The following is a 12,128-nucleotide window of genomic DNA, read 5'->3' as shown; positions in this document are numbered from 1 at the left end:
ACAATGCGAATAATTCTGACTATACTCATTTGCTTTTTCCTGTCTGAAGCTGCCATTTCCCAAAAGACGGAAAAACCGCCCTTGCACGGCCGGCACTGGATGGCCATTACCGGAAAACCGCTGGCTGCAACGGCCGGTTCGATGATCTTTCAGCAAGGAGGGAATGCGGTAGATGCGGCATGTGGAATGCTCGCTGCTACGTGTACCATGTGGGATGTGCTTAGCTGGGGTGGTGAAACCCAGGCGCTTATTTATAATCCGAATACTGGAAAAGTTATTGGTATCAATGCACTGGGTGTGGCGCCAACAGGTGCGACACCTGAATATTACAAGGAAAAAGGTATGGATTTCCCTCCGGAATTCGGGCCACTGGCTGCGGTAACACCCGGTACCCCGGGTGGACTGTTCACCATGCTTGCCGAATATGGAACGATGAGCCTTGCCGATGTATTGGCTCCTGCCATTGAAATGGCAGAAGGATATCCTATTGAGGCCCAAACTGCCAATTCCATTGAGCGCAGCAAGGACCGGATCAGGGAATGGAAATATTCCCGCGACGTATTTCTTGTACACCAGGGGGAGGAGCGTGAAGCCCCTCACGCCGGCGAGATATTCCGGCAGGCCGACCTTCATGCCACGTTACTGAAGCTGGTGGAGGCTGAAAAAAAAGCACTGGAAGGTGGAAAGTCACGTAAAGAGGCCATTTATGCAGCGTATGACCGTTTTTACCGGGGTGATATCGCGGAAGAAATTGTTCGGGGTACCCGTGAAGGAGGTGGTTTATTCACCATGGAAGACCTGGATAAATGGCAGGTTTATATTGAAGAGCCCGTTTCCACGAACTATAAAGGGATAGATGTGTACAAACTCACTTCGTGGGTTCAGGGCCCTGTACTGCTGCAGGCGCTTAATATGCTCGAGAATATAGACGTGAAGGAAATGGGGTATAATTCAACGCGCTATCTTCATACCTTATACCAGGTAATGAACCTGGCGTTTGCCGATCGCGACTTTTACTATGGAGATCCCTATTTTCCGCCGGAAGAACCCATGGAAGGCTTATTGTCGAAGGATTATGCCAGGGAACGCGTGAAGCTGATTAACCCCGATAAAAATGAAGAAGAAGTAATGCCCGGGGATCCCTACAAATATCAGGAGGGAGAGAATCCCTTCAGAAATTATCTTGAAAAGTGGTATGACAAGTCGGCGGCACTTTTCGAGCCGGCTCAGATCCCGGACGCCGAACATGAGGCTTCTTTCACAGCAGGGACAACGACCATTCAGGCAGCAGATGCTGAAGGCTGGGTTGTTTCCGTAACGCCAAGCGGCGGTTGGGTGCCGGCCTACATCGCCGGAAAAACCGGTGTCGGACTTAGTCAGCGTATGCAGAGTTTCGTACTGGACGCGAGTGAGAATCCATATAATGTGCTGGAGCCCGGGAAGCGTCCCAGGGCAACACTAACACCTTCGCTGGCATTGAAGGACGGTAAACCGTTTTTGTCTTTCGCTGTCCAGGGAGGAGACATCCAGGACCAGGTTTTACTTCAGTTCTTTTTGAATGTAGTTGAATTCGGGATGACAGTTCAGGAAGCTACCGAAGCAGCCAACATTATTTCTTTTCAAATGCGAAATTCTTTCGGTGATCACAGTCCGAAGCCCGGCAGCGTTCAAATGCGTAATGACATGCCGCCGTGGGTACTGGATGAGCTTCGTGAAATGGGGTATCGGATCGATTTAAGAAAGCACACATCCGGACCGATCAATGCGATTTATTTCGACACGGAGAACAAGACCTTCTGGGGTGGATCCAGCAATTACGGAGAGGATTACGGTATAGGCTGGTAATCTTCTTCGGTTATTTCTGCGTCTGTTGCTGGTTCATCATAAAGCCATGCAACAAATAGCTTATATCCCAGTGATAATACAATTGCGCCGGTAAAAAGGCCTATGAATCCGGAGAGGAGCAACCCGCCGATCGCGCCCATGAATATGACCAACATTGGTACTGACGCTCCTTTACCGAGAAGAATTGGCTTCAGAATATGATCAATGATAATACCGAAAATTAACAATGCCAGGTAGAGAATGGCCAGGGAAGGCTCCAGGGTAGAGAACATATAAATAACCACCGGAATCAGTACAGGAAGGGAACCTATCTGGATGATGACCAATATAAGGCAAAGCAACGCCCAAATCCCGGCATGTGGAACACCGGCAAATAAAAATATCAATCCGAAATAAGTGGCTTCAATGAAGGCCACACCAAGGATTCCCTTGGCTACCTGCCGAATTGTTTGTTCAGTTAAAATACGCAGTTCCGGACCGCGCCTTCCAATCAGCTTAATGTAAAAGAGCTCGGCTGTTTCCTGGGTGCCCCGGGTAGCGAGTAGAATGCCGGCCACGATAATGGCAACAAGGATATGGAGAATATTCAACCCAATATGTTTAAGTGCATTTAAAAACCAAAGTCCGGCAGAGGACAATTCAGACTTATATTTTATAAAAAATCCATTCATATTATCATGGGCTGATTGCCACATATCGTGGAAAGACTCACCGATAAATGGCCACTCAAGTACTGAAGGATGCGGATCTGGGATTTCAAGCGTGCCATGAGAAAGGTGTATTCCAATCTTTTGCATTGCGTGTAAAATTGAACTTGAGAACAATAAAGTCGGCCCGGCAAGCATTGCTAAAAGAACAAAAACCACGATGATGGATGCGAGGATATTTCGGTTTGAAATTTTATGATTAATCCAGTTATAGAAGGGTGTTACAGCAACGGCGAGAATTACACCCCAAAGTATCGGAGTGAGAAAGGGACGCATTAAAAACAGACACCAACCGATTACAAACGTGAATACTAGAACACGTATACCCACTTCAATGGTTGTGGAAACCGAATTCATGATCTCCCTTTTCTTCATCTTTCAGGTGATTTCATGTTAAGATAAAAGATGGGTGTAATTGTTGCAAGAACTATTTCTACGCGGATTCAGGAGTATTGCGTTGAGAATAGCCAGGAGGGATGCGGCAGTAAAGACAAATGATCAGCAGTCGAAGAATTTAAATGCTGTCACGGGTTTACCATCTTTTTCTCGATATAGTTAATCGCCTGATTGATGGTTTGCAGTTGTTCAGCATCTTCATCCGGAATACGGATATTGAAAGTTTGTTCAAATTCCATAACCAGCTCAGCATAATCCAGCGAATCAATTCCCAGGTCCTTGATGAAATTTGCTTCCGGTGTTACTTCGGTTTGAGCAATACCGAGTTTATCCACTAAAATTTGCGTAATCTGATTCTGTATTTGCATGGGTAGATGTTTTCGTAAATGTAAAAAAATATGTTGTTTTTCTAAAACCTTAAAATGAACTCAGTGCCACCTTCATTCCACGTCCGCACGTTTAATGTTCCACGGTGTTTGCGCATGATCTGCCTGGATAAACTCAATCCTATGCCTGAACCCGTTTTACGGGTGGTATAAAACGGTATGAAGATTTTTTCCATGGCTTCATCATCGATCCCGCTTCCGTTATCCTTTACGGAAATATAGGGGTGCTTGTCCTTATCATATCCGGCGCGCAGGGTTATTTCCCCGACCTCAGTCTCTTCCAGTGCGTGAAATGCATTTTTGATCAGGTTGATCAGCACCTGTTCAATCAGACCCTTATCCATCAGAATATGCATGCCTTCCCTTTCCACCATCATATCCACTTTCACGCCGTTATTTTCCCATTCTTTTTTATGTAGTATAATTACATCCTTCAGCAGTGATTCAACATGCACACGGTGCAGTTCCGGGTTAGGCACTTGCGTGAGATTCCGAAAGTCTTTCACAAACCGGATCAGTCCTTCACTGCGCTTTCTGATGGTGCCAATAGACAGCAGATAATCCTCGATATCTTCCGGGCTTAATGATTCCGGTTTTTTGATCCGATCCGCCAGGTCTTCACTTACAGTATTTGCAAGAGACGAAATGGGTGTTACGGAATTCATGATTTCATGGGTCAGCACGCGCACGAGATTCTGCCAAGCCTCCATTTCTTTTTCTTCAAGTTCCGATTGGATATTCTGAAGGGATATCAGTTTTACTTCCTCGTTATGCAGGTTGAGCTGGATTGCATATACAGCCAGCTGCTGAATATTTCCGTCGATATCCGCACGAACCAGGTCACGGCCACCGGTTTTTAATCGTTTCATGCTTTCCAGCAATAGCGGTATGCTGGTTGAGAGCTGATTAACGTTAGAAAGCTCGTCTACTTTCAGCAGCTTTTTGGCAGCACGGTTTATGATTTTAATATCGCCATTGGCTTTGAAGGCCATCAGACCTGTTCCGGCATGCTGAACGATATTTTTAAGAAACAAAAATTCCTCTTCCCTGGCCTTGTCGCGCTCAGGTTTTGGTGTTTCTTCTGCCCGTTCAGAATTTCCTGCATCCGGAACTGCCTGCAGAGGTTCCTGTACGGGTTCCTCATAATCTTTTTTCTCTTCACGTTTTCCGTCAACAAATCGAACAAGCAAAAGGAGCTGAACGCTGAAAAGGATCATCCAAAGCAGCTGAAATGGGAAGGAACCGTTTTGAACATAGGTTGTCGCCCAGAAAACACTGGTTAAACCGATTCCAAGAACCCGTAGTACCGTTTGTGTACCGGGTTTACTGAAGTCCATGCTTTTCCAATCGTCGGTACAGGGATGCCCTGGTAAGACCAAGATCTTCCGCTGCTTTTGAAATATTGCCCTCGTGTAGATCCAGGGCTTTTTTAATCACTGCGCGTTCAACATCGTCCAGATTCATGTTATCCATACCAATGGCGCCCATTTCATGCTCCTTATCTCCCATCTGAAGAAAGAGATCACCTGGTTGTATTTCTTCCGAGTCAGACATGATCACAGCACGTTCTATCGCATGCTGAAGTTCACGAATATTTCCAGGCCATGGATATTTTTTCAATTCCATCATTGCCTCCTCACTGATCTTCTCGATTTCCTTCCTGTATTTTTTAGCATACTGCACCAGGAAGTGGTCGGCCAGCAGTGTTACGTCATCTCTTCGCTCCCGCAGCGGCGGAATCTTAATTTCAACGGTATTGATCCTGTAAAGGAGATCCTGGCGGAATGTATTATCATGAACCATGTCATATAATGGCATGTTGGTCGCACAGACCAGTCGGATATCAATAGGTATGGGTTTATTCGTTCCAATACGCGTTACATGCCGGTTTTGCAGTACGGTCAGCAGCTTGGACTGCAGTCCCATCGGAAGGTTGCCAATCTCATCAAGGAACAGTGTTCCCTCATTGGCCACTTCAAAACGGCCGGCCCTGTCTTCCCTTGCATCGGTGAAGGATCCTTTTTTATGGCCAAAAAGTTCACTTTCAAACAGGGTTGTCGTGATAGCCCCCATATCCACGGTAACGAAACTGTTATCACGGCGCAACGATCGCTGATGGATCGCCCGTGCTACCAGTTCCTTGCCCGTACCATTTTCACCAAGGATCAAAACATTGGCATCGGTAGAAGCAACCTTTTCAATCATTCGGAACACCTCTGTGATAGATTTACTGTTACCGATGATCTCCTTGAAAGGTTGATTCAATTCCTCCTCAAGCTGTTTTTTTGCCTTTTTCAGTTTGTCTACTTCCCGGTAGGACTCTTTCAGCTTCATGGCAGTGCCCAGGGTGGCAAGCAGCTTTTCGTTTTGCCATGGCTTCAGGATAAAATCGGTCGCACCCTTTTTAAGTGCTTCAACTGCCATTTCCACGTCACCAAACGCCGTGATCATTATCACCACAAGGGAGGGATCATGCTCCAGAATTTTTTCCAGCCAGTAAAATCCCTCCTTACCACTGGTGGTATCCTTGCTGAAATTCATATCCAGCAGAATCACGTCGTAAGTGTCGTTGTTTAGCAGGAAAGGAATTTTCTTCGGGTTCTTTTCAATGATGATTTGCTTTGCGTGTTTTTTCAATAGCATTTTAGCTGCGAATAACACATCCTCATCATCATCGATCATTAAAATTTTGCCTATTTCCTTCTCTTCCATATCGGGGGTTTACCAAAAACGGGTATTGATTGTCAGACCGTAAGCAGATCTGTTCCTTACATTGTTAAAATTACATAACATCACCTAATTAATCACTGTGCAATTTGCGTTTCTTAGTAACCACAGTGGATAAAGCCCGAAATGCATTAAATTTTTTAAACCCAAACAGAAAATTTCAGTTCATCCGAATTATTCTCAGAAATAATTGGTTTTGATGAAGTTGCGTGAAAGAACGAAACGAAAAATTGATAAATGGATGAATTTATCACCGTGTTTGCGGGATTTTATTTTAATTTTTAAAATCTTTTTTGTTAAAAGTTTGTTATATTAGCGTTGTTGTTATTGGATAAATCTATTTATCCGAATTATTTTGAGTTTTTGACCTTGAAGTGCCTCCTGACCTGGGGCACTTCTTTTTTTGCCCCTTTTCCAACGTCTTTTACGCCGAATGTGTCTTATCTGGGCTATGAAAAGACAACTTGTGTTTCTTATGTTCATATTGCTGGCGGGATTGTCTTCCTGTTCCGAAGATGATTATGAACCCATCGTTATTACAGCGATTAACACATCATTGAAGAACCCGGTGGATGGACAGCGATCCTATTATGTCCGGTATACAGGCTCCTGTAATTTTCCAGCAAGTGCAATCTACACAGGCGATACCCTGATACTATCAGTAAAGGAGATAGATGAAGAGTTGTACTTCAGCGAGTCATTCACGCCAGGTAGTCCGTTATTCAAACAAAACGCAAGTCCGGTTACATACCGCATTGAAAAGAAAGAGGATTATCTGCTATTGCCAGATCGCTTTTCGTCGGCCCTTTTCTATTTTTATGGTAATGATACCCTGTTTACCAATGTTGCAGATCGGGCGCCACTTTACCAGTCGGGATGTAAACTGCGTATAGATGATTCGATATTCACCGGAAACGAGATCGGTATGGTTCCTTCTTTTCGTTTCGGTAAGGTGCGTTTTGACAACCTGACTGCGGTGTCATGCATTCCGTTGTTTCTCGAACTTGATGCATATCTTTTTTATAATACCTACCTCCATGCGAGTCACTCCATCAGTTCGAATGACCAGGTATCAGGCTGGGTGCTTACGGGAATCTGATTATCTGATCCTGATCTCACCGGAGTTTATAAAATACTGTTTCGCCGACTCGAAATACATCAGTACCGGGTAGGTGAGTGTGATCTTTTGTTCTGTTCCTTCATAAAGGTTATAACGGATCAGTTCTTTGGAGCTGGTGGCCATCAGGATATCATCGCCCGAAAAGCTGAAGTGGGACACATTCCTTACGGGAATTTGGATCATCAGATTTCCCAGGTTGTCAAAAATATATACCCCGCGATATTTGTCTGACATAAATACAAGATTCTGATATTCCTGGAGATGGGTAATCTCGTAACTGTCAGGGTCGAGCACCTGCTCCAAGGGCACTGATATTTGTTCAATATTGCGCAGGGGGTCGATTTTTTTTAAAGCAAATGACTGTAAATCCACAAGCCATATCTGATTGTTCTGGCTGGGTGCACATAAACCGGAAAAGGTAGTAAAATCAGTCAGGGAATAGCGGGCAGATTCAGTTAAAAATCTGTCCAGAATCACGTATTCCTGCAGATCCTGGTAATAAGCAAAGATCCGGAGGGGGTTTGACGCATCGATGAGGGTAAGGCCGCTTGGCCTGGGCGGAGCATAGAGCAGATCAGATCGTTCACCAGTGGGTAGATATTGGTAAAGATTACCCTTTTGGTCCCCCACATACAGATTTCCCTTGTTGTCCAGTGAGGCCGACTGAATATTGTCGAGCAGCACATCCTGTGCCCGGAGGTTCAGGAATGACAGTAAAAAAATAAATATCCAGCCATACCTGATCAATGCATGAAGGTTTTAAGTTCGAAATCCTTCCCGTCAAAAACGCCATAGGTATTGTAATTTACCCATTCACCCAGGTTGAAATACCGGCTTGTTTCATTGATCTCAATATCCAGTGGCAAATGGCGGTGCCCGAAAACATAAAAATCGAAATGCGTCTTTCCTTCCATTTCTCTGCAGTATTGGAGCAGGTATTCCTTTTCTCCCTTGAACTGGTCCTCCTGTTTATCCGAATTGCTGATGCGCGATCTTTTCGACCAGTGATTGGCAATCGCAATGCCGGTATTCGGGTGAATGCGAGCAAATAACCACTGACAAAACTTATTGCGGAATACTTTTTTCAGGAATTTATAGGTGTGATCCCCGGGGCCAAGGCCATCTCCGTGACCAATTAGCAATCGTTTATTGCCAACTTCGACGGGCAGCAGATCCCTGTAAATTGGGATGTTTAATTCCTCAGGAAAGTAATTGAACATCCACATATCATGATTTCCTGTGAACATGATTACAGGTATACCGCTGTCGGTAAGTGAGGCCAGTTTGCCCTGAAGCCGGATGAATCCCTTCGGAATGGCAGTACCGTACTCAAACCAGAAATCAAATACATCCCCCAGCAAAAAAATCGTATGCGCATCATGACGGATATCTTCGAGCCACCGTACAATTCGGTCTTCCCGCTTCCGGCTTTCGGCATGATTGGGAACGCCCAAGTGGAAATCTGAAGCGAAGTATAGTTTCTTGCCCTGCAGATCAGGAATGCTGTACGGATTATTTTCCATATTCGGCTAAAATAAAAAAGATCAGGTACTTTAAAGCACCTGACCCTTTCATAAATGGATTTGTATCCTGATTATTTTGATAAATCAGGCTTTTCTTCGATTGGCTCAGTACTGGATTCGGGAGCAGATGTTTTGCCGGAAGGCTTTTTCTTTTCTTCCTTCTCATCTGTCTTTGTATCCTCTGCCTGTCCGTTTGTATAGGCTTCATAGGTGGTCTGGCCTTCAAACGGTCGCTTTCCAATAAGTCCTTCCAGATCGCTCTGAAAAATAATTTCCTTTTCAAGAAGCTTCTCAGCTACAGTTTTGAGTTCAGTCTTTCGGTGCAGCAAGAGATCCTTTGTGCGATTGTATGCTTTATCGATAAGCACCCGAACCTCGTTATCGATGGTTTCTGCCGTTTGATCAGAATAAGGCTTGGTAAATGCATAATCAGCCTGTTTCGAATCATAGAAAGAAACATTTCCGATCTTGTCATTCATACCATATACTGAAACCATGCTGTAGGCCATTTTGGTTACCCGTTCGAGATCACTGAGTGCTCCCGTGGAAATTTTACCAAAAATGATGTCTTCAGCGGCCCTTCCTCCGAGTGCCATACACATCTCGTCCATAAGTTGCTCTGTTTGATAGAGGAACTGTTCTTTGGGCAGGTATTGCGCATAACCCAGCGCAGCCACTCCGCGTGGTACGATGCTCACTTTTACCAACGGATCGGCATGCTCCAGGAACCAGCCTGCAACGGCGTGACCGGCTTCATGGAAGGCTACGATTTTCTTTTCATTCGGAGAAATGATCTTATTCTTTTTCTCAAGTCCTCCGATAACACGGTCGATAGCGTCATGGAAGTCCTGCATGTCTACCGCATTTTTATCCTTTCGCGCGGCAATAAGAGCTGCCTCGTTACATACGTTGGCTATTTCGGCACCCGCGAAACCTGGTGTCTGAGCCGCCAGTTTCCTGGGATCTACCTCTTTAGCCAGTTTCAGGGGCTTCAGGTGAACCTTGAATATAGCTTCCCTGCCAACGATATCCGGTTTGTCGATACTGATCTGACGATCAAAACGTCCCGGGCGCATCAAGGCTGAATCCAGCACGTCGGGACGGTTGGTCGCTGCCAGGATGATAACCCCGGAATCTGTAGAGAATCCGTCCATTTCCACCAGCAGTGAGTTCAGCGTATTTTCACGTTCATCATTGGAGCCGGGCATCTGGCCTCTTCCGCGTGAACGTCCAATGGCATCAATTTCATCAATGAAGACAATACATGGAGCTTTTTCCTTCGCCTGCTTGAACAGGTCGCGAACTCGTGCCGCGCCCACACCCACAAACATTTCAACGAAGTCGGAACCCGATAAAGTAAAGAACGGCACTGCCGCTTCTCCGGCCACAGCCTTAGCGAGAAGGGTTTTACCTGTTCCCGGTGATCCAACCAGCAACGCACCTTTCGGGATCTTACCACCCAGGCGTGTAAATTTGGCGGGATTCTTAAGAAAATCAACGATCTCCTTCACTTCCTCCTTGGCTTCATCTAGTCCGGCAACATTATCAAATGTGATCTTTACCTTGTTTTCAGCATCAAAGAGGGCAGCTCTTGATTTACCGATATTGAATATCTGACCGCCGGGACCTCCGCCACCGGTCATACGGCGCATCAGGAACCAGAATCCAAAGAGAATGAAAAACAGGATTCCCCACTGCCAGAGCCATCCGATGATATCGGATTTCTCTTCAGAGGTATAATCCATCTGCTTATCCTCCGGAAGGTTATTCTTAATTTCCTCCCATTTGCGATCGAATGTGTCAATACTGGCAATCGGATATTTAAAATGCGGACCGGAACCCATTCCTAAAGGAGAATTTGACTCCAGGTCGTTATATTTACTCTTGCTTAGGGCCTCTTCCGTTAGCGTAATCTCTACGAACCCCTGATTCTTGATCAGTTTAACATCCTTCACATCTCCGTCCTTCAGCATTTCTTCAAGCTTATTCAGGGTCACAGGCTTCACAGCGCTGTTCTGATTAAGATAGGTTACACCGAAGATGGTTACGATCAAAATCACGATCACCCAGACCTGGTAATTCGGTCTTGGCGGTTTCGCGGGTATCATCTTCTTTTTCTTATCTGGCATCTCTAATTTTATTTCTCTGTTTTAACGATTTGGTCGCCATAAGGTTTATACCTATGCAACATCTTCAATCTGGTGAATGGTAGCATCCCCCCACATATTTTCCAATCCAAAAAATTTTCGTTTATCTGGCTTAAAGATATGTGCAACGACATCAACGTAATCGAGCAACACCCATTCTTTGTTTTGCGTTCCCTCGCGGTGCCAGGGGTTCTGGGCAAGTTGTTTGCTCACTTCGTTGTCGACCGATTCGGCAATTGCATCCAACTGTGTATCCGAATTCCCTGAACAAATAACAAAAAAGTCTGCTACGGCATTTTTAACCTGTCTCAGGTCCATTACAGTGATGTTGGAAGCTTTTTTTTCCTGCATTCCTTTCACCACGATATCACTTAATATTTCGGAAGGAGCTGGATTATTTTTTTTACCCATTAACTAACTTTGGTTAATAAACAAAACTACAAAAACTTGTGTATAAAATTCCTGCCAAAACTTTATTTATGGGGAAAAAGCTCGTTTTCCTGACAACATGTCATTCAACTAACGAGGAAGCCTATGACAGAATTGGTAAGGAAGCTATTCCGGACGGAACTGTCATCATTACGGATGATCAGACACGCGGCCGTGGACAGATGGGAAATACCTGGGAATCTGCGCCTGGTGAAAACCTTACATTTTCGCTAATCCTCAGGCCATCATTCCTTGCTGTAAATGAGCAATTTCGCCTCACCATGGCAATTTCTTTGGCCATGCTGGATGTGTTGAAAAGTTTTTCAAGCGGGTTTTCTGTAAAGTGGCCGAACGACATTTATCACCTGGACCGGAAGGTCTCAGGTATGCTGATCCAAAACACACTCAAAGGCAGGCAGCTTGACTATTCCATCATTGGGATCGGCCTGAACCTGAATCAACAAAATTTTTCATATCCTGCGGCTACATCGCTTTCCCGTATTACCGGAAAGGAGTATAATCTCCAGGATATATTTGAATCGCTTCTTTCACAGATAGAAGGAAGATACCTCATCCTTAAAAATGATCATGAACGTCGGCAGAAGAAGGAATATCTGCAAAATATGTATCAGTTTGGGGAAGATCATCTTTATAAATCGGGAGAAGTGTTCAGTGGGAGGATCATTGATGTACGTCCTTCCGGTGAATTAGTGATGGAAACACCCCGCGGGGAGCGCGATTTTCGATTCAAGGAGGTTGAATTCCTTTAAATTGGCCATTCATCAAATAATTGGGCCCCTATACAATTTCCGGATTGCCGGTTTAACCTGGAATTAGGATCTTCCAAA

General features: G+C 45.0%; 11 protein-coding genes. 3 read left to right on the top strand and 8 right to left on the bottom strand.

Going from position 1 to position 12,128, the window contains the following annotated elements; translation table 11 throughout:
• Positions 1–3: 3 nt before the first annotated feature.
• Complete coding sequence (locus tag LDX50_RS24120) at positions 4–1,845, top strand: gamma-glutamyltransferase family protein (protein WP_225698844.1); 1,842 nt, start codon at positions 4–6, stop codon at positions 1,843–1,845.
• Here LDX50_RS24120 and LDX50_RS24115 read toward each other — a convergent pair.
• The 4 genes from LDX50_RS24115 to LDX50_RS24100 form a co-directional block, all read right to left on the bottom strand.
• On the bottom strand, positions 1,827–2,927 hold the full coding sequence (locus LDX50_RS24115; protein ID WP_225698843.1) for an AI-2E family transporter: 1,101 nt from the start codon (positions 2,925–2,927) through the stop codon (positions 1,827–1,829). The genes LDX50_RS24120 and LDX50_RS24115 overlap by 19 nt on opposite strands.
• Positions 2,928–3,076: 149 nt before the next feature.
• Positions 3,077–3,316: an acyl carrier protein gene (locus tag LDX50_RS24110; protein WP_225698842.1), complete on the bottom strand. Its 240-nt coding sequence runs from the start codon at positions 3,314–3,316 to the stop codon at positions 3,077–3,079.
• Between the two features lie 41 nt (positions 3,317–3,357).
• On the bottom strand, positions 3,358–4,671 hold the full coding sequence (locus LDX50_RS24105) for a sensor histidine kinase (RefSeq protein ID WP_225698841.1): 1,314 nt from the start codon (positions 4,669–4,671) through the stop codon (positions 3,358–3,360).
• The gene (locus tag LDX50_RS24100) at positions 4,658–6,046 is read right to left on the bottom strand and encodes a sigma-54-dependent transcriptional regulator (protein ID WP_225698840.1); all 1,389 of its coding nucleotides are present in this window, start codon (positions 6,044–6,046) and stop codon (positions 4,658–4,660) included. The genes LDX50_RS24105 and LDX50_RS24100 overlap by 14 nt, the downstream gene beginning before the upstream one ends.
• Before the next feature lie 466 nt (positions 6,047–6,512).
• Between LDX50_RS24100 and LDX50_RS24095 the strand changes: the two genes are divergently transcribed.
• Positions 6,513–7,160, top strand: coding sequence for a hypothetical protein (locus tag LDX50_RS24095; RefSeq protein ID WP_225698839.1), 648 nt, complete (start codon positions 6,513–6,515; stop codon positions 7,158–7,160).
• On the opposite strand, the gene LDX50_RS24090 is transcribed toward LDX50_RS24095, so the two are convergent.
• The 4 genes from LDX50_RS24090 to rsfS form a co-directional block, all read right to left on the bottom strand.
• Positions 7,161–7,928 carry a hypothetical protein gene (locus tag LDX50_RS24090; RefSeq protein ID WP_225698838.1) on the bottom strand — a complete coding sequence of 256 codons (768 nt, stop codon included), beginning with the start codon at positions 7,926–7,928 and terminating at the stop codon, positions 7,161–7,163.
• Complete coding sequence (locus LDX50_RS24085; RefSeq protein WP_225698837.1) at positions 7,925–8,704, bottom strand: UDP-2,3-diacylglucosamine diphosphatase; 780 nt, start codon at positions 8,702–8,704, stop codon at positions 7,925–7,927. The genes LDX50_RS24090 and LDX50_RS24085 overlap by 4 nt, the downstream gene beginning before the upstream one ends.
• 71 nt (positions 8,705–8,775) lie before the next feature.
• Positions 8,776–10,833 carry an ATP-dependent zinc metalloprotease FtsH gene (gene ftsH, locus LDX50_RS24080; RefSeq protein WP_225698836.1) on the bottom strand — a complete coding sequence of 686 codons (2,058 nt, stop codon included), beginning with the start codon at positions 10,831–10,833 and terminating at the stop codon, positions 8,776–8,778.
• A gap of 51 nt (positions 10,834–10,884) precedes the next feature.
• Positions 10,885–11,262: a ribosome silencing factor gene (gene rsfS, locus LDX50_RS24075; protein WP_225698835.1), complete on the bottom strand. Its 378-nt coding sequence runs from the start codon at positions 11,260–11,262 to the stop codon at positions 10,885–10,887.
• A gap of 68 nt (positions 11,263–11,330) precedes the next feature.
• Between rsfS and LDX50_RS24070 the strand changes: the two genes are divergently transcribed.
• Positions 11,331–12,050 (top strand): biotin--[acetyl-CoA-carboxylase] ligase, encoded by a 720-nt coding sequence (locus LDX50_RS24070; protein WP_225698834.1) that lies wholly within the window; start codon positions 11,331–11,333, stop codon positions 12,048–12,050.
• The last annotated feature ends 78 nt before the right edge of the window (positions 12,051–12,128 follow it).

The sequence above is a fragment of the Fulvivirga sedimenti genome (genome assembly GCF_020328055.1).
Note: the sequence above shows the minus strand (reverse complement) of the source record. Positions and strands in the feature narration are given on the sequence as shown.